Source organism: Pseudarthrobacter sp. PS3-L1 (genome assembly GCF_030063285.1).
Lineage (GTDB): Bacteria > Actinomycetota > Actinomycetes > Actinomycetales > Micrococcaceae > Arthrobacter.
Window position 1 is genome coordinate 529,366 of the sequence record NZ_JASISU010000002.1, and the last position, 22,906, is coordinate 552,271.

General features: G+C 61.2%; 15 protein-coding genes, 1 tRNA gene and 1 pseudogene. 8 read left to right on the forward strand and 9 right to left on the reverse strand.

What is annotated here, in order from left to right; translation table 11 throughout:
• Positions 1–170 precede the first annotated feature (170 nt).
• From QMG79_RS06850 to QMG79_RS06860, 3 genes are read left to right on the forward strand one after another with little or no spacing between them, the layout of a single operon-like run.
• A complete protein-coding gene (locus tag QMG79_RS06850; protein ID WP_283537818.1) occupies positions 171–1,193 on the forward strand; it encodes a 3-oxoacyl-ACP synthase III in 1,023 nt (340 codons plus the stop codon).
• On the forward strand, positions 1,187–3,880 hold the full coding sequence (locus QMG79_RS06855; protein WP_283537819.1) for an alpha/beta fold hydrolase: 2,694 nt from the start codon (positions 1,187–1,189) through the stop codon (positions 3,878–3,880). The genes QMG79_RS06850 and QMG79_RS06855 overlap by 7 nt, the downstream gene beginning before the upstream one ends.
• Complete coding sequence (locus QMG79_RS06860) at positions 3,877–4,860, forward strand: NAD-dependent epimerase/dehydratase family protein (protein WP_283537820.1); 984 nt, start codon at positions 3,877–3,879, stop codon at positions 4,858–4,860. The genes QMG79_RS06855 and QMG79_RS06860 overlap by 4 nt, the downstream gene beginning before the upstream one ends.
• Here the strand turns inward: QMG79_RS06860 and QMG79_RS06865 are convergent.
• Together QMG79_RS06865 and QMG79_RS06870 are read right to left on the reverse strand one after the other, a co-directional pair.
• On the reverse strand, positions 4,851–6,101 hold the full coding sequence (locus tag QMG79_RS06865) for an Nramp family divalent metal transporter (protein WP_283537821.1): 1,251 nt from the start codon (positions 6,099–6,101) through the stop codon (positions 4,851–4,853). The genes QMG79_RS06860 and QMG79_RS06865 overlap by 10 nt on opposite strands.
• A gap of 253 nt (positions 6,102–6,354) precedes the next feature.
• Entirely contained in the window at positions 6,355–7,236 is an 882-nt protein-coding gene (locus QMG79_RS06870) for a cytochrome c oxidase assembly protein (protein ID WP_283537822.1), read from the reverse strand.
• A 98-nt stretch (positions 7,237–7,334) separates the two neighbouring features.
• On the opposite strand from QMG79_RS06870, the gene QMG79_RS06875 reads away from it, so the two are divergent.
• The 4 genes from QMG79_RS06875 (at position 7,335) to QMG79_RS06890 (ending at position 10,307) form a co-directional block, all read left to right on the forward strand.
• Entirely contained in the window at positions 7,335–7,838 is a 504-nt protein-coding gene (locus tag QMG79_RS06875) for an SRPBCC family protein (protein ID WP_283537823.1), read from the forward strand.
• 374 nt (positions 7,839–8,212) lie between these two features.
• Complete coding sequence (locus tag QMG79_RS06880) at positions 8,213–9,109, forward strand: hypothetical protein (RefSeq protein WP_283537824.1); 897 nt, start codon at positions 8,213–8,215, stop codon at positions 9,107–9,109.
• A complete protein-coding gene (locus QMG79_RS06885; protein WP_283537825.1) occupies positions 9,106–9,714 on the forward strand; it encodes a hypothetical protein in 609 nt (202 codons plus the stop codon). Before QMG79_RS06880 ends, QMG79_RS06885 begins: the two co-directional genes overlap by 4 nt.
• Positions 9,715–9,935: 221 nt before the next feature.
• Positions 9,936–10,307, forward strand: a complete 372-nt coding sequence (locus tag QMG79_RS06890) for a hypothetical protein (RefSeq protein ID WP_283537826.1) — start codon at positions 9,936–9,938, stop codon at positions 10,305–10,307.
• 1,258 nt (positions 10,308–11,565) lie between these two features.
• Here the strand turns inward: QMG79_RS06890 and QMG79_RS06895 are convergent.
• The 4 genes and pseudogenes from QMG79_RS06895 to QMG79_RS06910 form a co-directional block, all read right to left on the reverse strand.
• Complete coding sequence (locus tag QMG79_RS06895; protein ID WP_283537827.1) at positions 11,566–12,657, reverse strand: type I restriction endonuclease; 1,092 nt, start codon at positions 12,655–12,657, stop codon at positions 11,566–11,568.
• A 467-nt stretch (positions 12,658–13,124) separates the two neighbouring features.
• Positions 13,125–13,452, reverse strand: a pseudogene (locus QMG79_RS06900) (IS3 family transposase); the annotation flags it as partial.
• A 59-nt stretch (positions 13,453–13,511) separates the two neighbouring features.
• Complete coding sequence (locus QMG79_RS06905) at positions 13,512–13,790, reverse strand: hypothetical protein (protein ID WP_283537828.1); 279 nt, start codon at positions 13,788–13,790, stop codon at positions 13,512–13,514.
• Positions 13,791–13,879: 89 nt separating this feature from the next.
• A tRNA-Leu gene (locus QMG79_RS06910) sits at positions 13,880–13,960 on the reverse strand.
• Between the two features lie 202 nt (positions 13,961–14,162).
• On the opposite strand from QMG79_RS06910, the gene QMG79_RS06915 reads away from it, so the two are divergent.
• Positions 14,163–14,768 (forward strand): ANTAR domain-containing response regulator, encoded by a 606-nt coding sequence (locus tag QMG79_RS06915; protein ID WP_283537829.1) that lies wholly within the window; start codon positions 14,163–14,165, stop codon positions 14,766–14,768.
• Between the two features lie 180 nt (positions 14,769–14,948).
• Here QMG79_RS06915 and pyk read toward each other — a convergent pair whose 3' ends face one another.
• The 3 genes from pyk to gltB all read right to left on the reverse strand — a co-directional run bounded on the left by pyk (position 14,949) and on the right by gltB (position 22,599).
• Positions 14,949–16,457, reverse strand: coding sequence for a pyruvate kinase (pyk, locus tag QMG79_RS06920; protein WP_283537830.1), 1,509 nt, complete (start codon positions 16,455–16,457; stop codon positions 14,949–14,951).
• Between the two features lie 75 nt (positions 16,458–16,532).
• Entirely contained in the window at positions 16,533–17,990 is a 1,458-nt protein-coding gene (locus QMG79_RS06925) for a glutamate synthase subunit beta (protein ID WP_283537831.1), read from the reverse strand.
• The gene (gltB, locus tag QMG79_RS06930; RefSeq protein WP_283537832.1) at positions 17,983–22,599 is read right to left on the reverse strand and encodes a glutamate synthase large subunit; all 4,617 of its coding nucleotides are present in this window, start codon (positions 22,597–22,599) and stop codon (positions 17,983–17,985) included. The genes QMG79_RS06925 and gltB overlap by 8 nt, the downstream gene beginning before the upstream one ends.
• Between the last annotated feature and the right edge of the window lie 307 nt (positions 22,600–22,906).

The following is a 22,906-nucleotide window of genomic DNA, read 5'->3' on the forward strand; positions in this document are numbered from 1 at the left end:
TATTTGTCGAGCTCCGACATTTCCGCCCGACTGAGCGGACCATGCCGCTGACGACGCAGGCGAAATATGCAGGAACCAGCCTGCACCGGGCATAGTTAAGCTCTTGGGCTTTTGCTTCTATGGGGTGAGCAACCTCCCGGGCACAGGACGGACACGAACAGAGGCTTGATTTGATAGGGAATGCAACATTCCGGCACAGCAACACCGCGTTGCTTTCGGTAAGCAGCGTCGAAGCTCCGCAGATAGTCAGCTCAGCTGACTTTGACCGCCGGCTCGCCCCGACCATGAAACGGCTCAGGTTCCCTCCTAACCTCCTGGAACGCGTCACGGGTATCACGCACCGGCGCTGGTGGGCTCCTGGGACATCGTTCGACGATGCCGCCATTGAAGCGGGCGCCAAGGCACTTGCCGAGTCGGGCATCGCAGCGTCCGAGGTGGGCCTCCTGATCAACACCTCCGTGACCCGCCGCAGCCTGGAACCCTCTGTCGCCGTGAAAATCCACCATGGCCTGGGCATGCCGTCCTCAGCCATGAATTTTGATGTTGCCAATGCCTGCCTTGGATTTGTCAATGGTCTGACGCTGGCAGCAAACATGATCGATGCGGGCCAGATCAAGTATGCGGTGATCGTTAACGGTGAGGACGCCGAAGCGACCCAGGAGGCAACCATAGCCCGCCTGCTTCGGCCAGAGACGACCCGCGCAGACTTCACCAGTGAGTTTGCCACGCTTACCCTCGGTTCAGGGGCGGCTGCAGCAGTCCTTGGTCCGGCAGACGAACACCCCGGCGCCCACCGGATCATTGGCGGCGTCATGCGTGCAGGGACTGAGCACCATGACCTCTGTGTGGGCGGCATTGACGGCATGTCCACCGACACCAAGGGACTGCTCGATGGTGGACTGCAGCTTGTGGTCGATGCCTGGCGCGAGGCGCAACCCGAGTGGGACTGGGCGTCCATGGACAGGTATGTCACGCACCAGGTGAGCAACGTGTATACCCAGGCCATCATTGACGCAGTGGACCTTGATCCGGCAAAAGTCCCCATCACGTTCACGGAGTGGGGCAACGTGGGTCCCGCTTCCCTTCCCATGACCCTCGCAGCTGAAGCCCAGACACTGAGCTCAGGTGACCGCGTCCTGTGCATGGGGGTTGGTTCCGGCCTGAACACTGCCATGGTGGAAATCGCATGGTAGCTGGCCCCTGGCCCGGCGTCGACCCTGCATGGTCCCGCGAAATCGATGTGGTTTCCACGTCCGAAGCGGACCCGGCTGGAACTGAGCGCAGATGGCATCTGCTGGATAACGGCGACCAGTTGGCTGAACGTGGACTGACTCCGAGGGGTACCCTGCTGTGTGTCCACGGAAACCCCACATGGTCCTACCTGTGGCGGACCCTGCTGGCCGCTGGATCCGATCCAGTCCACCCGTGGCGGGTTGTTGCGGTAGATCAGTTGGACATGGGCTTCTCTGAGCGTTCGGGAACATTCCGTCGCCTGGCGGACCGGATCAACGATCTGGGTGATCTCAGCGCTGCACTGGACCTCGGTAACCGGGTCGTCACCGTCGGCCATGACTGGGGAGGGGCGATCAGCCTTGGCTGGGCCCTGGCGCATCCGAAGCAGCTGGCAGGTGTGGTTCTCACCAACACAGCCGTCCACCAACCGGTTGAATCACGCATCCCGCCAGCTCTCCGCCTTGCGCTCCACCCCGCGGTTCACCGCTGGGGAACAACGACGTCGGACGCCTTCCTGCGGGTGACCCACGCCCTGGCGCACCCGCCGCTGTCTCCAGAAACTCGCGCAGCGTTCATGGCTCCGTACAGGGGTCCGGACCGGCGTGCCGGCGTCGGGAATTTTGTGGCTGACATTCCCGCCGACCCCTCGCATCCCAGCTTCCCCGCGCTCACGGGTGTCTCCGACGGACTCCGCCACCTGAAGGTTCCGGCACTGCTGCTGTGGGGACCCCGGGACCCCATTTTCTCCGATAGGTACCTCAAGGACCTCATCGATCGGCTTCCGCATGCGGAGGTTCACCGCTTTGAAGGCGCGGGTCACCTTGTCGCCGAGGACCGGGACATCGCTACCCCCGTCTTCGAGTGGCTCGCGGACCATGCTGCAGATACCGCACCATCCACAGAACCCAGCTTCGCCGGCTCTTCATCAACGGCAGACAACGATTCCACGGCGGCAGCCGATCCCGCCACTCAGCCGTTCTGGATGGCAATGACCGCACGCGCAGCAGGCGTCCACGGCGCTGAGACAGCCGTCGCGGAAATGTCTGCTGATGGATCCATCGCCAGCTCACTGACCTGGCGTGAGCTCGAGGATCGCGTCGCAGACCTCACCGCCGGACTGCACCAGGCCGGCGTAGGGCCGCTCAGCAGGGTGAGCCTGATGGTGCCACCAGGAGTGGACCTCACAGTGGTCCTCTACGCATGCCTGCGCCTCGGGGCCGTGGTGGTTGTCGCCGACGCTGGCCTTGGCACGCGCGGCCTCAGCCGGGCCGTCAAAGGCGCAACTCCCGATTTCCTGATTGGTATCACGAAGGCGCTGGCAGCTGCCGCCGCACTTGGGTGGCCAGGACGACGGATCAGTGTCGCGGACCTGCCCTCGGTGCAGCGTCGGGCTTTGTCCGTGGAGACGTCACTCGCTGCCCTGTCCGAGCGCGGGAAACACCGTGCCAGAACGGCCCTGTTGCCCACGCCAGACCCTGACGCACCCGCTGCAGTGCTCTTCACGTCGGGATCAACGGGCCCAGCGAAGGGTGTGCTTTACACCCATCGGCGCCTCGGCGCCATGCGGGACACGGTGGCCCAGACGCTGCAGATCAGTCCCGGAGCCCGCCTGGTTGCAGGCTTCGCCCCGTTTGCCCTCCTTGGTCCGGCGCTTGGTGCCGTATCAGTGACCCCTGCCATGGACGTGACAGCTCCCCGGACGCTGTCAGCCCAGGCTCTCGCGGACGCGGCTGCGGCAATCGAGGCGACAGTGGTGTTCGCGTCCCCCGCGGCGCTGCGCAATGTAGTCGCCACCCGGGAGCACCTGACCTCAGCCGGATCCCAGGCGCTCAGGCACGTCCACCTGCTCCTCTCCGCAGGCGCTCCTGTCCCCGAGTCGCTGCTCACCGAGGTCCAGCGACTGGTACCCTCGGCATCCCTCCACACCCCCTATGGGATGACCGAAGCATTGCCGGTAACGGACATCAGCCTCACCGAGATCCTTTCCGCAGCAGCAGACGCAATGGCGGGGACCGTTCTGGGTGCCGGCAACGGCGTGTGCGTTGGACGTCCCGTGCATGGCACCCGTGTTGCCATCATCCCGATCGCCCCGGACGGCACAGCCCCGGCGAACACTCCCGGTACGGAGCCAGGCGTGACGGGGGAAATCCTGGTGAGCGGCCCGCACGTGAAAGAAACATACGACAGGCTGTGGCTGACCCAGCGGGACAGTATCCGCACTTCGGGATGGCACCGCACCGGTGATGTTGGACACCTTGACGCCACCGGACGGTTGTGGGTGGAAGGCCGCCTCGGGCACGTGGTGAGTCCCCCGGGTGCCGCCCTGACCCCTGTCGGCACCGAGCAGGCCATCGAACGGCTGCACGACGTCGGACTGGCAGCCATTGTGGGGGTAGGGCCGGTTGGCACGCAGGCGGTGATCGCCGTCGTCGAGACGATTCCACCTGTCCGCCGTCCTGGCCTCGCCGCACCGGAACTGGCGGCGCGTGTTCGCAGGGCAGCAAAGGACGTAGGGACAGAGGTTTCAGCCGTGTTGGTCGTCGGCGCCCAACCTACCGATATCCGACACAATGCGAAGATCGATCGGACACGCCTCTCGCGGTGGGCGGCGTCAGTCGTCGCCGGCGGCAGGCCGGGCAGGCCATGAAAATCCTTGTCACGGGTGCCAGCGGAATGCTGGGACGGGAAGTGGCCCGCGTGCTGGTCAGTCAGGGCCATGAGGTCACCACGTTCCAGCGTCGGCCAGCGCATGTGGACGGCGCACAGGATCTCTGCGGGTCAATCACCGATCACCTGGCCGTTAGGCGTGCTGTTGACGGCGTCGAAGGTGTGATTCACCTGGCGGCAAAGGTCTCCTTCACTGGCCCAGCCGCGGAGTTTACCCAAGTGAATGTAGAAGGCACCCGGCACCTGCTCCGGGCCTCCCGTGAAGCCGGCGTCCGGGACCTGGTCTTTGTCTCTTCGCCCTCGGTTGCAAACACCGGGGAAGCCATCGCTGGAGCTGGTGCAGAGAAGGCTGATCCGGACCGGGCACACGGTTCCTACTCCCGGACCAAGGCCGCCGCAGAGCTACTGGCCCTGGCTGCGGACGCAAAGGAGTTCCGGGTCGCTGCCGTGCGCCCGCACATTGTCTGGGGACCGGGTGACACACAGCTGGTGGAGCGTGTGCTGGACCGCGCTGCACGCGGCCGCCTGCCCTTGCTTGACGCAGGAGCGGCTCTGATCGATACCACCTATATTGATAACGCGGCCTCGGCCATTGCAGCCGCACTGCACCGCATGGAGCACATTCACGGCAGGGCACTCGTCGTCAGCAATGGCGAGCCAAGGCCGGTGGGCGAACTGCTGTCCGGTATGTGCGCAGCGGGCGGTGTGGCGGGGCCGAGGTGGTCAGTGCCGGGCAGTGTTGCCCGAGCGGCCGGAACGCTCGTGGAGAGGATCTGGATCGTCGCTGGGCAGAAGGATGAGCCACCCATGACCCGGTTCCTTGCAGAGCAGCTCTCAACCTCCCATTGGTTCGACCAGCGGGAAACCCGCGAGCTCCTGGACTGGGAACCTGCGGTATCCCTGGATGAGGGCCTGGCGCGCCTGGCAGCACACTACGGCGGGTTGCCCAGCTACCCCTGACCAGTGAAGGTAAGCCAGATCAGGACACCATTAAGTCCGACAATCAGCACGGCGCTGCTCCACCCCGCGATCCTGATCGGCATCGAGTCAACGTGGCTGCCCATCACCTCCCTCGCACCGGTAAGGCGGATGAGGGGTATCAGGGCGAACGGAATACCAAAGCTCAACAAGACCTGGCTCAGCACAAGCGCAAGCGTAGGTTCCACGCCAAGCCCCAGGACCACCAGGGCAGGAACGAGCGTAATGACGCGCCTGGCCAGCAACGGAATCTTCACTTTCAGGAGGCCGCCCATGATTGCTGCGCCCGCATACGAGCCCACTGACGTTGAGGCCAGGCCTGAGGCAAGCAGGCCAACCGCGAAAACGACGCCGACCACCGGACCCAGAGCAGTGCTGATTGCAGCATGCGCACCTTCTATGGTGTCCGTTCCAGCGACACCCTGAAGGCTCGAAGCCGCCAGGAGCAGCATGGAGATATTGACTATTCCCGCAATGAGCAGGGCTCCAACAACGTCATACCGGGTTGCCCTGATGAGTCCGCGGCGAACAGCTGCGTCAGCCGAGAAGCCGTGCCGATCCCGTGCCAGCGCTGAATGCAGATAGATAGCGTGCGGCATCACTGTGGCTCCAAGCATGCCCGCGGCCAGGAGGACTGTCTCAGACCCCTGGAACCGCGGAATCAATCCCGAAACAACACCACCGGCGTCGGGCGGGCTGACAAAAAGGCCAGCGACAAAGCCGACTGCTATGACGGCCAGGAGGATCATGATGGCCGTTTCGAACGACCGCTGACCACGGGAAGATTGCAGAACAAGAAGGAGCATCGATGCCACACCGATGATCACTCCGCCCAAAAGCAGCGGAACGCCAAACAGCAGATAGAGTGCCACGGCGCCGCCAATGACCTCGGCCATGTCAGTTGCGCCTGCAACCGTCTCTGCCTGAAGCCAAAACAGCCTGCGGGGCCGGTCCCTGAGCCGCTCACCCAAAATTTCAGGCAGACTCTTCCCTGTCGCCAGGCCCAGCTTCGCAGACTGGTATTGCACCAGGACGGCCATCAGGTTGGCGAGGACCAATACCCAGACCAAGAGGTATCCGAAACGTGCACCTGCCGTGAGGTTTGCAGCAACGTTGCCCGGGTCCACATAGGCAATGGCTGCCACAAACGCAGGCCCCAGGAGCAAGAGCCGTGTGCGCCAGTCATGCCCGCTGACCTTCCTCGAAGTGCTCACAGTACTCATAGGGACGTAATCCAGCTGTGATTCATAGGATCAGATTACGCTAGTTTCGGTACACCTAAATTATTTAACTTGGAGTACCGAAATTAGCGGGGCTCACCGTACGTACCCCCCACGGTCACCCACAGCACGTCCAGCGTGACCGAAGCGCTGACCGGAGTGGTCCATCAACTGTGGAGCGTCGTGGAGAGCACGTCATAGGGGCAGGCACACGGACACCGCCGATGCACCATGACCGCCAAGCAACCGCTTGGGCCTAGCGGACGCGGCGCAGGTGGTGTGCGTTCAATTCGTCGAGCTGTTCATCGCTCAGATCGTCAAAACCCTTGGCTTCACGCCTGTCACTCCTCGCAAGCCGCATAAACATGAGGATGATCAACGGCAGGTCCACTATTTCGCAGATGAACCAGAGAAGATCCCCAGCGAGCTGTTGGTCCCTCAGCGCGTTGGGGTACCACGTGGCACCCGACTGGACTGCCATGACGTTGTCCAGCACCTGTCCATTGAGGCGCAGAAGGATTCCAGGAATTGCATCAATCAATAGTTCCATGAAGACGAAGATGAGTTCCAAGGTGATGAAGGCGCTGGAACGGTGAAAGTTTCCCTCTTCGATGACGGGAAGCGCCATCAGCAATCCCAGAAGCGGCACCAGGACCGTCAGAATGGCCTCCGCCACTGGATTGGCGCGAAGGGTATGGAACGCTGGCGTCAGAAAGAGGGAAAAGAGCGCCAGTCCCACGAGCGGTGCAGCCAGGGAGTTTGTGACAAAGCGGACCAGCCGATGTGACAGGACAGCATCGAGCCACGTCACTTGGGACGCCGACAACGCCGCCCGAGCGAGCGATACGGGCCTACCGAGGCCCACCAGCAGCGGAACAATGAAAAACAGCAGGGAAACCTTGAGCGTGAAAGCCCAGCGAAGATCCGCACTGTATACGCCGGGGAAGCCACATGTCAGCGCCGCGAACGACCCCAGGCCGAGGAGATAGAAAGCGACGCTCCTGTGCCGGGGCCAGTGATGACCCTGTGCTTTGGCTGACTTCAGGCCGAGGCTATAGAGGAGGGCGGCGGAGAGAATCAGGGCCAGGGCTGCCCAGTCAATCCGCCACGCTGTCAGAACAACATCTAGTGGTGGCACCGGGCCATGATAGTCCCGGATCCTTGGAGGTCTCTGGGCGGCATTGAACCGGTGCCCGGTTGTCCGCAAAGAAGCTACCAGTCTGCGAGGATACATGGATGAGCCAGACAAAAGTGCGTCATCACAACGAATCCGTCACGGTCCATGCATCACCGGAGATGCTCTATGCACTGGTCTCCGATATCGGCCGGACCGGCGAATGGAGCCCGGTCTGCACCTCGTGCTGGTGGGACGATGAGGCCACTGCCAGCCAGGCGGGCGCATGGTTCACTGGGCGCAACGAACTCCCCCACCGGTCGTGGGAGACGAGGTCACTGGTGGTCGCGGCTGATCCCGGTCGCGAGTTTGCCTGGGTGGTTGGTGGCAGTCTTGTCCGCTGGGGATTTACCTTCACGGCCTCGGACGCGGGAACAGTCCTCAGCGAGTCCTGGGAATTCCTTCCGGACGGAATAAGCATGTTCGAAGAAAAGTTTGGCGAATCAGCAGGCGAGCAAATCAGTGACCGAACCCGGCAAGCCCTGGACGGCATCCCTAAGACCCTTGCCGCGATCAAGCGAATCGCTGAATCGACCCATCAGAACGGGGTGGATGCTGCACCATAGAAGTCCCGCCCTATACGTAGCTCGCAAGGCAATACATCGTGTTCAGCTGGACGAAGCATTCAGCCCCCCCTGCACTGCACTCCACTGCGCTGCACTCCACTGGGCCCCGGGTGGAAACCGGACCGGGTTCCAGCCCCTGAATTTCCGCCACTCCCCCGCAAAACGGCCGGCCGTCTGCACGGAATCTTCGACGTCGTTGGCAGAACCGACGTCTGCGGCGACTCAAACCGCGCGGGTCCTGGATCGGGGACGGGAAGCCCGGCCCCAAAGTCCGAGTCCTCGCAGTTGCGGTGGCCCCCGTAGGCTTAGCTGCACTTCCGCAGATGAATCTGCCTTTGCGGTCCGTGTATGCGAACTGAGAGAGAGTGTGCAGCGTGAACGCCGCTTCTTCACCCATCCCCCCTGCAATCCCGGCTCCCGCTGCGTCTGACGCAACACCGCGGGTACGGTCGTCGCGGGGCCTCGTGCTCCTGGGCATCGGTTCAGTCCTGGCCTTGTGCGGGATGGCCCTGCTCGCGGTCATCATCGCCGGCACCGCGACGCTGCAGACAGAGTCGCTCGCTCGTATCGCCAACCGCACGGTGACCTATCGGGCGGAGTTCGGGTTAGTGGAGCGCAAGCTGTCGGGGCTCTCGGCCCTCACCGCCGGGCCCGGCATTCTGCTGGTAACGGCCACGTGTTTCCTAATCCCCGGATATCTGCGCCGGCGCGGCACGATGCACGGAATCCCCACCAGCGGCCTACGTGGCGGGTCCGTCCTCGCTACCTACCGGCCGCTCGCACTCTGGGCGCACGGTCTCTGGAGCCTCGTTCCACTAGCCGCCTGGGTACTGCTGATCCTTGTTCCACTGCGCAGCATGGCCGGTGGCGGGTGGCCTGCCGGTCTGCGCGAGGAGAACTCAACCGCCGTGTGGCTCGCCCTCGGCTTCTACGGGGCTGTCGCCAGTGGCCTGTTCGCGGTGGTTGTCACCTCCCTCATCAAGAAGGCGTACTTTCTCGCGTGGCTCCGACAGCACCCTGATACACCGGTAGATGAAGGGAAGGGTGCGTTCTGGCGCTGGGTGTGCTTTACCTGGCGTTTTGACCTCTGGCTCGCCGGATTCGGCGGGGCGCTGATCGGGGTGTGCTGGATCGGCCTGGAATTTGACGGTCAGCAGTTCGTCATGGTCGCCGCACTGACCGGACTGGCGCTCCTCCTGGCCGGCATTATCATGAGCCTCAATTACTGGCGGGCCAACAGGCCGCTCGGTACCGCGCTATCCAACGCATGACCACGGTCCCGAGGCCAGGCCGTACCGCGGTCCTTGCGGTAGTCACCGCGCTGGCTGTCCTGCTGGCCCTCACCGGGTGCAGCAGCCTGTGGCGCTCCGACGCACCACCGGCTGATCCACAATGGAAATACTCCGATGCAATGAAGGTCCTCGCTGAAATTCCCGGCGTAAACGAGTCCTACCTGACCAGCGGACCCGTTGGCCTCCCGAACCAGATTGAATTAACCGCCGGTCTCCAACTGGTGAAAGGGTATCCCGTGGAGCTGGTGCCCAAACTGGTGGACTACGCCCTTGCCCTAGCCTGGTCGGTTCCGGTTGAAAAACCCACCACCACGGTCTCGATCGCGTTTATGGCGGGAAAGAAAAGCGTAGACCTCCAGCCAGCGGCGCTTGCCCTGGGATGGCCGGAGTACACCGGACGGACGCTTTCACTGTCGCCCAAAGATCTCGCAGCCCGTTACGGCCCTTGGCCGGGCGACAGGCCCGCTGTTCCAGCAGAGCTCGCCACCTACGTCCCACCGCCACCGGAACCAACACCAGCCACCCCCACCGTCGGCGCGCCGCTACAGGCCGGAGATCTCCGGCCGGAGGCCCAAAGAAGCTAGGAGATGGGGCCCTCGGGCACGTCCCGCACTCCGGCGCCTTTGTCTCCATGGGTTTTGACGTCGGATTTATGGCAGTCAGGGCCGGTACTGCGTTTTGTGGTTGCCTTTCACAAGCCATGCCTAGTCCGATGCGTGTGAGTAAATCAAACAAGAGGAAGAACTCCCGGCCGCGGACAGGTCGCTTGGATTCGCCGGGATTCAAAGCGAGTCCAAAAAGGCCCATGATCGGGGCCTACCGGTTCAGCGATGACTTCATCAAGACAGTCACATCCATCCTTTGCGTTTCGATGGTCGGAATGATCGGCGGTGGTTACCTTCTTGGTTACCTGAGCGACAACTTTGAAGGTGAGACCCGGAACATCTTAAGTATCCTCGGTCTGAGCGTGGTCATTACTGGGATCACGCTGCCTCTTCTCATTGCAGGCATCCTCGGTGGCGAGGCCATCATGAGGGGCGCAGGCGCCCTGGGCTTCTGGACAGCGGGGTGGATCGCTGAAATGCCGATATGGATCCAGGGCCCGGAACTCGGATCGCCGCGGGCGTACGTCCGCGGGCCGGGTGACAAACGTTTCAGGCACTCGCCCAACGCGTAACTCCCACCGGGTTCAGCAGTCTTCCTCCTCCGCCATCAGAACCAACAAAAAAAGCCCCGGCAGGGGCCTATCAGGGAATGCTCTGTCCACACTCAGGGGCCTCAAGCCCCTGAGTGTGGACGACACTGTGCCCGAGGTGGGACTCGAACCGGGTTCCAGCTCCTGCAAACACTGGACTACCCCGGAAACATGCCGCCTTGTTGACCAAGCGGCTCTATAGGTTGCCAGTTACCGGCAGGCTTCGAAGTTGCCTGAAGACCCGATTACGTGGGAAGACCGGCTTATCGATGTCGGCTGGCAAATCTAAACTGGTCGAGAAGGTAGTCCATGGATGCAAACCCAGTGCTGAAGCCGAAGCTTGCGACACCTGCGTTGGTTCTGACTAGCGTGGCCCTCTCTATATGTGTCACCTACCTTCTGGGCTCTATGGCCAACAGCTGGCCTCCAACCATGCTGCTGCAAGCGACCGCGTTTGCCTTTTCCTGGCCATCACTACTGCCGGCGCAATATGGTTGGCGCGACTTCACCGGCTTCGTTTTTGGACAGCAGCGGCAATCGAACAGTGGACACACTTCGACGAGGCAAAGCTAGCGCACCGCATTACAGCCGAAGTCACGGTACTGAGCGTCGATTCCCTCCAACCCACACGATCCTGGATAATGATCCGGTGGAATCGTTTCGACCATGTTCAACACGCTTGGATTGAAGCCCTGCCCGATCCACTCTGGCCACGCTCAGTTCTGTTGATTTTCCCGGATCCAGCGCAGCTGAGGCCCGGAACGCCTTGGCCCACGACTTACTACATTCAGGCTTCTAATTGCTCTGCATGGGCACCACCCAAAAAGATTCGTTTAGGCACGCCCAAGCCTCGCTTGCCGACACGTTGAGCTAATTCGGGCTTTCATCTAGCTCAATTCAATAGAACGCCGAATGCAGGAAGGGCAAGTAAACTGGCTCGCTGGCCCGCACAACTGCTATCACCGGGAATCGTAAATAGGCGGACCGCGCACATACTGGGCATCCCGAAAACCTTTGTTTCATATCGCACTGCGGTCTATTCAGGATTCCCAGCCCAGAGGCGCGGGAGGCGGCGCTAGCCTAAGAGCTTCCGAGCCGGCTGCGTTTTATTCGATTAACGCAGCCGGCACGGTTTCAGTACCGAGGGACCCTCAGCAGGGCGGGGGTCCCTCTTTGTGCCCTCTGCGGCCAAGGTACCTCGGTCCGTTTGTGGCAGAAAATACAGATGCGGTCGTGGCCTTTACAAATAGCTTGAAACTGTGGCTCGCAACGCCTCGGTGTGCTCGTAGATCTCTTCCAGGGAGCCGATGGGCACTCTGGTTTCCTCTTTGTCCGGGCCGAAGAGTCCGATGTACTTCTGGGTGCGGTTGAAGTGCAGTCGCGTGATCGGCTTCCGATTGTTGTCGTCCAGCAATATCGCGAAGTAGGACTTGGAATCTCGCTGAGCAATGCGAGAGGGCTTTACCTCGCTGCACACAATGGCTCGGACGATCTGATAGCCCTCAAGCTCCTCTAGCGTTGTCTCGATGCCATCGGCTACCGCCAGATCGGCATCGGCGACCGGCGCGCTGGTGACCGATGCCGCGAGAGTAGGCTCATCATTTTGAGCAAAACTGGGCGACCCGAGAGCTTTCTTGAGGCGCTCATTGACCTGGTCGTTCAGGAACTGCTTCGTCGCCTTGGTCACCAGTGAAGTAAACTGTTCCCGCACCTTTTGGGTGTACGCCCCGGAGTACACTCGCGCCGTCAGAAACTTGACCCAATCGTCTTCCGGCTCGTGAAACTGGGCGGCCAGAGTCCTCTTGAGTTCTCCAATGTACTTTAGTTCCCCGGCGGCACTGATTATGGAGTCGAGGTCGAAGACGTCCTTGGACAGTTTCTGCAACTCGGGGATGAGCGACTCGTCAATGTCACTCAGGTCCAGGACCAAGAAGGGTTTCGCGTCCATTTTGTTCGGCGCGTCAAGATCAGTGAAGAACTGGTACACCTCGCCGTTGGTGAGGATAGCGATCCTGGCGTTGGTCACAGCGAAGTAGCGAAAAAGCTGGGAAGCGTGTTCGATCTTTACGGGCTCCGTCGACTTCTTGCATTCGATCAGAATCTGAATTTCGCCGTCCTTGACGATGGCGTAGTCGACCTTCTCCCCCTTCTTGAGGCCTACGTCTGCTATGAACTCCGGGACAACCTCCAGCGGATTGAAGACGTCGTAGCCCAGGATCGTGGAAATGAAAGGCATGACAAACGCGTTCTTCGTGGCCTCTTCGGTCTGAATTACTTCGCGCTGCTGCCGCACCTTTGCTGCCAACGCCGTGAGTTTTTCTGCAAAATCCATACGTCCCCCTCGAAACTAACGCCAATTGTTCTGCTAACCGTAGTCCACTGATGCGACAATCCGAGGCATCCTTCAATTCGTGCCGAGAGTGAATGCGAATGGTCCGGGGACTTGGAGGACGACCAAAGGTCGTACGGTACGGGGCTCGGCGAGAAACGTGAAGTCCTCAGAACCGACTGCCGTGACGGACGGTGAGAGACGAGGCGGGATTGAACGTTCTTCAGAGGCCTTGAAACATCCTCGCGAGCAAGATCGATGAGCAAAGGAACAACGCGCGTTGGATCATCAACGGACCTCCAGAGGGCCCCGGCTTCATAGTCAATCGAAGGCTTGTTGTGGATTTCGGTCGTGGTGCAGATGATGCCATAGCTTGTCGGCAACCACTGTTGATGGATGCTCTCCATGGAAAGTGAACCTGAATCGAACTGCCCCGGATCTTCGTTGACTCTCGGGGTTGAGCGTTGTTGGGCGGCCTTGAGGCCGGTATTGATTGTCACAAACTCGATCGGGGTTAGCCGCCCGAGGCGCCGCTGGCGGCGTTTTCGGTGGTAGCTTTTCTCGATCCAGGTCAGTATGGCCGGCCCGGATCGGCCCTCGTGGACCATCGCTGACGATCCAGCACGGTCTTCTGCAGGAGTGAGAAGAACGATTCTATGGCGGCATTGTCGGCACACGCCCCATCGATCTCTTCAGCCCGCTGCCTTTAAGCGTCCTGACGAAGGCGTTGGAGGGAAACTGCGAACCCCGGTCGCTGTGCACCAAGGTTCCTGCCGGCTCCCTGAGTGCTAGCGCGTTGTGAGCTTGTCCACCGGGATATGGCCGATGACGTCGGCAATGTGCAGCTTCAGCATGGTCTAATACGTGTTCACTGTGCCAACTGAAGGCCGGACCAGGACCAGAAGGTCGACGTCCCCTTGGATCACGGCAGCGACGGCATGCGCTTGGGTCTCGACCATCGCATGCTGAGCAATCTCAAAGGATTGGTTGTTGGCATCAAGGAGGCGCTTCAGTGTCTGGACCTCAGCCGACGTCGCGAGGGTAATTTCCTCTTGCTTTCGCGACCCGGGGTTCCTCCAGCGAACCGTAAACGACCTGGGTCCGTCTGATTTTTTCCGTTCCCAAATGCTGGCCATACCCAAAAATTTTAGGCTTCGTGTGCACAGAAGACGAGCTTCTGTGCACACTTTGAGGTTTAAAACCCCTCTGACCTGCGGAAACACTGTGCCCGAGGTGGGACTCGAACCCACACACCTTTCGATACCGCATTTTGAGTGCGGCGCGTCTGCCATTCCGCCACTCGGGCTGAGTGAAAACACACTCCCTGCGTACGCTCACAGCGGATTGTGAGCGACGCGATTACTTCGGGTGCGCGAAATTACTCTACATGCAGATAGGCTGAATCCCAGAATCGCGTCAGCGCCGCCGCAGTAGACCAGATCAACCACAGCAGGATATCCCCACTCACAGTGGTGAGCTCCATGCCGTCCCCCTTGTTAGGAGATCCCGTGAGTGAAATGACGGAGTCAACGCCCACGTCCCAGCCGGCCCGCCGTGTTGTGGTGGCCGAAGATGAGACCCTCATCAGACTCGACATCATCGAGATCCTCCGCGGTGAAGGCTATGACGTAGTCGGCGAAGCGGACAACGGTGAGAAGGCCGTGCAGCTGGCTGAAGAACTGAAACCCGACTTGGTGCTCATGGATGTCAAGATGCCCGTCATGGACGGCATTACGGCAGCGGAGAAGATCGTCAAGGCCCGGATCGCACCGGTGGTCCTCCTGACCGCGTTCAGCCAGAAAGAACTCGTGGAACGCGCCCGCGACGCCGGCGCCATGGCCTACGTCGTTAAGCCCTTCACCCCGGCTGACCTCATTCCTGCACTCGAGATTGCGCTCTCGCGCCACGAGGAGATCAAGGTCCTTGAAGCCGAGGTCTCTGATCTCCAGGAACAGTTTGCCACCCGCAAGCTCGTGGAGCGTGCCAAGAGCCTCTTGACGACCAAGATGGGCCTGACGGAGCCTGAAGCATTCCGCTGGATCCAGAAGACCTCCATGGACCGCCGCCTGAGCATGCGCGAGGTCGCGGAGACCATCATCAACCAGGTCAACTGACCAAAAAAGAGTCAGAATAGGGCCCCACCGTTGACATCAATGGTGGGGTCCTTTTCCTTATCATCGCTTTGCCCTTGACGGGCAAGGTAGGCACGATCGCCGTCGCCACGGCATAACAAAGGGCCCCGCTTTCGCGGGGCCCTCCGTCATTGACTACTAGCTGCTGAGCAGCTGGCTGCTTCAGGAAGAAGCGTCAGACTTGTTCTTCTTCTTCTTTTCCGGCCACGGACCGAGCTTTTCCTTGTTGCTGGACTCTTCGCCGTGACGCGAGGTGTCGGCGAGGTCGCCCACCTTGTGCACCTTGAGGGAGTTGGTGGAACCAGCTTTTCCGGGAGGCGAACCGGCCGCGATGACCACCAGGTCGTCGTCTTCCACGAGCTTCATTTCCAGCAGGCTGCGGTCAACCTGTGCAGTCATCTCGTCGGTGTGCCCCACCATGGGGACCAGCACCGGCTGGATTCCCCACGTGAGTGCGAGCTGGTTCCAGACGTGCTCAACCGGCGTGAACGCAAAGACGGGCTTCATGGGGCGCAGACGCGAAAGGCGACGCGCAGAGTCGCCTGACTGGGTGAAAGTACAGATGTACTTGGCGTCCAGCTGATCAGCGATCTCGACTGCGGCACGCGTGATGGCGCCACCACGGGTCTTGGGCTTGGTGCCCAGTGGAGGAACGCGCTCCAGCCCGTGCTTCTCGGTGGACTCAATGATCCGCGCCATGGTCTTGACCGTTTCGATGGGAAACTTGCCCACGCTTGTCTCACCGGAGAGCATCACGGCGTCGGCACCATCAAGGACGGCGTTTGCGCAGTCAGATGCTTCAGCTCGTGTGGGACGAGGGTTGTCAATCATGGATTCAAGCACCTGGGTCGCCACGATGACGGGCTTCGCCCAGCGGCGCGCCAGCTCAACTGCGCGCTTCTGGACAATCGGGACTTCCTCCAGGGGGAGCTCGACACCCAGGTCACCACGGGCGACCATGATCGCGTCAAACGCATCGATGATCTCGGGGAGCTGCTCAACAGCCTGGGGCTTCTCGATCTTTGCGATGACGGGAACGCGGCGGCCTTCCTCATCCATGATCTCGTGCACGCGGACGATGTCCGAGGCATCCCGGACAAACGACAGTGCAATCAGATCCGCGCCGCGGCGCATTGCCCAGCGGAGGTCGTCTTCGTCCTTGGTGCTCAGTGCGGGAACATTCACAGCAACGCCGGGGAGGTTGATGCCCTTGTTGTTCGAAACCATGCCGCCAACGGTCACGATGGCAACGACCTTGACGTCGTCGACCTCCACGGCGCGTAGCGCAACTTTTCCGTCGTCGATCAGGAGGGCATCGCCAACGTTGACGTCCTCGGTGAGGCTCTTCAACGTCGTCGAGCAGATTTCCTGCGTGCCCGGCACATCTTCAGTGGTGATTGTGAAAGTATCGCCCACTGCCAAAGCATGTGGGCCGTCAACAAAACGGCCCAGGCGGATCTTGGGTCCCTGAAGGTCAGCCATGATGGCCACAGGCTTGCCCAGGCTTGCCGCAGCCTTGCGGACGTTCTCATACGTGCTGTCGTGAACTGTGTAGTCGCCGTGGCTCATGTTCATCCGAGCGACGTCGACACCTGCTTCAAGGACCGCGAGGGTGTTCTCGTAACTTGCGATTGCTGGCCCGAATGTGGCCACGATTTTTGCGCGTCTCATGTACCTACCCTAGTAGTTTCGTGCTGTGGTTAAGTTTTCTAGAAGATGAATTCCTGGACGTGGGCGCCCACCGGACTACAAAACAGTCATGGCCCTGTCGCTGGGACCCACCGGAGCCGGCAGGATGGTGCTTCCCATCAGGAACTTGTCGACGGCGGCAGCGCAGGCTCGACCCTCGGCGATGGCCCAGACAATAAGTGACTGTCCACGCCCCGCGTCACCTGCCACAAAAACGCCCTCTGTGGAGGTCATGTAGTAGCCATCCCTGGCGACGTTTCCACGCCCGTCAAATTCGGCCCTGACCTGTTCGAGGATGCCTGACGGTTCTGGTCCGGTGAATCCGAGGGAGAGGAGGACAAGATCGGCGGGGATGATGCGTTCCGTGCCAGCCTTCGGGAGCCGCCTGCCATCAACGAATTCGGTCTCGGCGACCTTGACGCCCGTCACCTGACCATTTTCACCGACGAATTCAACGGTGGAGGCAAGGTAGCTGCGCTCACCGCCTTCCTCGTGTGCGCTGGCAACCTCAAAGAGGGTGGGGAATGTCGGCCAGGGCTGGTGTCCGCCACGTTCCACGGGCGGCTGCTGTCCAATGGCCAGTGTTGTCACCGATGCGGCCTGGTGACGGTGGGCTGTACCCAGGCAATCGGCACCGGTGTCGCCGCCACCGAGGATCACAACATGCTTGTCCTTCGCGTGAATCTGGTCATCGAGGGACTCCCCGGCAACGACGCGATTCGATGGCACCAGATAGTCCATGGCAAAGTGAACGCCGGCAAGCTCACGGCCGGGAATCGGCAGGTCGCGTGGCACCGTGGCGCCCGTGGCAACAACTACCGAGTCATAGCGCCTGCGCAGCTGCTCCCACGTGACGTCAGTGCCCACGGCGACGCCGGTTCGGAAACGGGTTCCTTCAGCCTTCATCTGCTCAACGCGACGGTCTATCTGCTCCTTCTCCATTTTGAAGTCGGGGATCCCGTAGCGCAGCAGGCCGCCAATTTTATCGTCCCGCTCATACACGGCGACAGTATGGCCTACCCGTGTGAGCTGTTGTGCCACAGCCAGGCCCGCCGGGCCTGATCCCACAACGGCGACAGTTTTGCCTGTCAACCGAGTAGGCGGAAGAGGCGTGACCCAGCCATTCTCGAAGGCCTCATCAATGATGGATACCTCCACCTGCTTGATCGTCACGGGCGGCTGGTTGATTCCCAGCACACACGAGGCTTCACAGGGCGCAGGGCAGAGCCTGCCCGTGAACTCCGGGAAATTGTTGGTGGCGTGAAGCCGTTCAATTGCTTCTTCGCCCTTATCTCGCCAGGTGAGGTCGTTCCACTCCGGAATAAGGTTCCCAAGGGGACATCCCTGGTGGCAGAACGGTACGCCGCAATCCATGCACCGGCCGGCCTGCGCCTTCAGGACACCCTTTTCCTGCGCTTCGTAGACCTCTTTCCAGTCCATGATGCGGACAGGAACAGGACGGCGCGGCTGGGTTTCCCGTTCGCGCACTTTCAAGAATCCGCGTGGATCAGCCACCGGTTACCTCCATGATTCGTGACCATACCTCTTCGCCATCAGGGTCCAGGCCCTCTTCAATGGCATCTAGGCGGGTCTGCAGTACCGCGGCGTAGTCGCGGGGCAGTACTTTGGTGATGCGGGCGGCAGTGTCCTCGAAGTCTTCGAGCAATCGACCCGCCAGCAGTGATTCTGTCTCTTCGCGGTGCTTGACCAGAAGGCCACGAACGATGTCACGGTCTTCGGCATCGAGGATATGCAACTGCAGCTCGCCACGTGCCAAGGCATCCTTGTTGACCTGCGCTTCGTGGAGGTCCAAGACGTAAGCGGTGCCACCAGACATTCCGGCACCGAAGTTCCTGCCGGTGGCTCCGATGATCAGCGTCTGGCCACCCGTCATGTATTCGCACCCGTGATCACCGATTCCTTCAACCACTGCCGTGGCGCCCGAGTTCCGGACCAGGAACCGTTCGCCGACCTGGCCGCGGAGGAACATCTCCCCGCTTGTGGCCCCGTAGCCGATGACGTTGCCAGCGATGACATTCTGCTCGGCCTTGAACACGTTTCCGCGGTCTGGTCGAACGATGATGCGACCGCCGGAAAGACCCTTGCCCACATAGTCGTTGGAGTCACCAAAAAGCCGCAGAGTGATGCCAGCGGGTAGGAACGCCCCGAGCGACTGGCCTGCAGTACCGCTCAGGGTGATGTCGATGGTGTCGGTAGCGAGGACATCCGTGCTGAATGTCTTGGTCACAACGTGGCCCAGCATGGTTCCCACAGACCTGTCGGTGTTGATGACATCAACTGCGATCTTGACAGGACTACGATCCGTGAGGGCTTCGGTGGCCATGCTGATCAGGCGCTGGTCGAAGTGCTTGTCGAGTTCATGGTTCTGGGATGTCATGTTGCGCCGGGGTGCGTCATCGTCGAATTCCAGCCCGTGAAGGATCGGATCAAGGTCCAGGCCCTCGGCCTTCCAGTGATTGACGGCATCCTTGGCGTCGAGCGAATCAGCGTGGCCGATAGCTTCTTCGAGGCTTCGGAAGCCAAGTTCAGCGAGTATCTCGCGGACCTCCTCCGCCAGGAACTCGAAGAAATTGATGACAAATTCCGGCTTCCCAGTAAACCGTGAACGCAGCTCTGGATTCTGCGTTGCCACACCCACAGGACAGGTGTCCAGGTGGCAGACACGCATCATGATGCAGCCTTCGACCACCAGCGGAGCCGTGGCAAAACCAAATTCCTCACCACCGAGCAGGGCCGCAATCACCACATCCCGGCCCGTCTTGAGCTGGCCATCAACCTGGACCACAACACGGTCACGGAGTCCGTTGAGCATGAGTGTCTGCTGAGTTTCCGCCAACCCGAGTTCCCACGGAACACCGGCGTGCTTGAGCGAGTTCAGCGGAGAGGCGCCCGTACCGCCGTCGTGCCCAGACACGAGAACGACGTCGGCCTTGGCCTTCGTGACGCCTGACGCCACAGTGCCGATCCCCACTTCCGAGACTAGCTTCACGTGGACTCGCGCCGAGGGATTGGCCCTTTTAGCGTCATAGATCAGCTGTGCGAGGTCCTCGATGGAATAGATGTCATGGTGCGGGGGCGGCGATATCAGGCCCACACCCGGAGTCGAGTGCCGTGTCCGAGCTACCCAGGGGTAGACCTTCTGTGCCATCAACTGGCCACCTTCGCCGGGTTTGGCACCCTGGGCCATCTTAATCTGGATGTCGTCCGCATTACTCAGGTACAGGCTCGTCACCCCGAACCGTCCGGAAGCGATCTGCTTCACCGCAGAGCGACGTTCAGGATCAAGGAGGCGGTCAACGTCTTCCCCGCCTTCGCCGGTGTTGGATTTGCCGCCAAGGCGGTTCATGGCGATGGCAAGGGTCTCGTGGGCCTCCTGCGAGATGGAACCATAGCTCATCGCACCGGTCGAGAAGCGCTTGACAATGCTGGAGACGGGTTCCACCTCTTCAAGCGGCACAGCAGTGCGGTGGCCGGTTTTGAACCTCAGCAGCCCGCGGAGCGTCATCAGGTTCTCGGACTGGTCATCTACGCCTTTGGTGTACGACTTGAAGATGTCGTAGCGGCGCTCCCGCGTCGCATGCTGCAGCCTGAACACCGTTTCAGGGTTGAAAAGGTGCGGCTCACCGTCGCGTCGCCACTGGTACTCTCCGCCGCCCAGCAGAGGCCGGTGCGGCTGTTCGATGCCGCCTTCGGGGTAGGCCATGCGGTGCCGAGCCAGGACTTCTGCAGCGATGACGTCGAGGCCAACTCCACCGAGCTGGGAGTGGGTACCGGAGAAGAACTCGTCCACCAGTTCCTGGCCAAGGCCGAGTGCTTCAAAAGTCTGGGCACCGGTATAGGAAGCCACAGTAGAGATGCCCATTTTGGACATGATCTTCAGGACACCCTTGCCCAGTCCCTTGATCAGGTTGTTCACGCCCTCCTGGGGGGTAACCCCCAGGACATCACCGGCAGTGATGAGCTGCTCTACGGACTCCATGGCCAGGTATGGGTTGACAGCGGACGCGCCGTATCCGATCAGGACCGCCACGTGGTGCGTCTCGCGGACATCGCCGGCTTCCACCACCAAAGCGGTTTTGGTCCGGTTGGCGCTGCGGAGCAGGTGATGGTGGACGGCGCTGACCAGCAACAGCGACGGAATGGGCGCCCACTGTGCATTGGAGTCGCGGTCGGAGAGAACGACATACTGGACGCCGCGGTTGATGGCACCGGACACCTGCTCGCAGATTTCAGTCAGCCGGGCACGAAGTGCGTTGTCTCCGCCTTCCGGGCGGTAGAGCCCACGGACCTTCATGGCCACTCGGTCGCCGTCGGAATTCTCAATATTGGCGATCTTGGACAGCTGATCGTTAGTGATGACGGGGAAGGGCAGAGCGATCTGGGGCTGGCGCACCTGCTTGGTGTCCAGAAGATTGCCGTTGGGGCCCACTGCGCAGGTCAGCGAGGTGACCAGCTCTTCGCGGATGGCATCCAGGGGCGGGTTGGTCACCTGCGCGAAGGACTGGACAAAATAGTCAAAGAGCAGACGAGGCCGCTTTGACAGCACGGCAACGGGAGTGTCCGAACCCATGGCACCCAGCGGCTCAGCCCCAGAGCGCGACATGGGCCCCAGGAGAATCTTGAGTTCCTCGGTGGTGTAGCCAAAAGTCCGCTGCCGGATGTTCACCGATGCGGCCGTGTGAACCACGTGTTCGCGTTCCGGAAGGTCCTTGAGGTCGATCAGGTTGTCCTTGACCCACTCGGCCCACGGGTTGGCTGCTGCCACTTCTGCTTTGACCTCGGAGTCGTCGATGATCCGGCCAGCCTCCGTGTCCACCAGGAACATCTTGCCAGGCGACACGCGTCCCTTCCGGACAACCTTTGCTGGCTCGACGTCGATAACGCCCACCTCGGAGGCGAAGATGATCAGTCCGTCTTCAGTGATCCAGTACCGTCCCGGCCGCAGGCCATTCCGGTCCAGGGTGGCACCCACCAGGGTGCCGTCGGTGAAGGACACCGCAGCGGGGCCGTCCCACGGCTCCATCAACAGCGAGTGGTATTCGTAGAAGGCGCGCCGGGCTGGATCCATGGTGGCGTGGTTCTCCCAGGCCTCCGGGATCATCATCATGATGGAGTGCGTGATGGGGCGTCCGGAGAGCCAGAGCAGTTCCGCGACTTCATCGAACGACGCCGAATCAGAGGCGCCAGGGGTGCAGATGGGGTAGAGCTCCTCGGGAATGTCTCCCAAAAGGGAGCTCGCAAGCTGGGACTGCCGCGCACGCATCCAGTTCCGGTTGCCCTTGACGGTGTTGATCTCACCGTTGTGGGCGATTGTACGGAAGGGTTGGGCCAGGGGCCATGACGGGAACGTATTGGTGGAAAACCTGGAGTGGACAATAGCCAATTTGGTCTTGAACCGCTTGTCCGAGAGATCGGGGTAGAACGGCTCCAGCTGGGCGGTGGTCAGCATTCCCTTGTACACAATGGTCCGTGAGGACAGGGACGGGAAGTACACCCCGAACTTGTTCTGGGCGCGCTTGCGGATCCGCCAGGCACGCGCATCAAGTTCCGCGGGTTCCAGCAGCTCGCCTGACGCGGTGGCGAAAAATGGCTGTGAGAAATACGGCATGCAGGCCCGAGCCATGGCTCCCACAAGGTCGGCAACAATCGGGACCTCGCGCCAGCCCAGGACCGTGAGGCCTTCATCCTCTGCCAGACTCTCGATCCCCGCTTTCGCAGCATCAGCCTCACGCTGTTCTGCGGGCAGGAAGGCCGTACCGGCAGCAAACTGGCCGGGCGCCGGCAGCTCAAAATCAGTCACGGCGCGGAAGAACTCATCAGGGATCTGCATGAGCATGCCGGCACCATCGCCGGTTCCCTCATCAGCCCCGACGGCGCCGCGGTGTTCAAGGTTTCGAAGGGCCGTCAGCGCTGCGGCGACGATGTCGTAGCCGGGTTCACCGCGCAGCGTCGCGATAATAGCGAGGCCGCAGGCGTCCTTCTCCTGCTCAGGGTTGTAGAGCCCTGAAGCTTCCGGAAGTGCAGCGAACCTGGTGAACGGAGAAACTACCTGTTCAGGCTGCTGCGATTCGGACCAGTTGGGAGTGTGAAGAGCTTTGGTCATGGGAGACGTCCTTCCTCCTAATCGTGCGTATGGAAGGGACAACGTTGGCCCCACTCAGCGCGCCGGTGTGACGGGCACAACAAAGTGTTAGTTACTTGGAATTGTAGGCCAGCGGGACTCACGCAACGAACAGTTACGCCGGCCCACCAACCGGTACACCCGACCAGCCGCAATATGCTGGACGAACTTTCCCGCTGCCACAACACTGTGGCGAGGACCCAGCCTGGATATCGGCAAGGGGCCCGTCCTGCCTCTGGGATGAAACAGGTAGTTGCTGCGGGTCAGGAAATAGCTGACAACTGGGGTT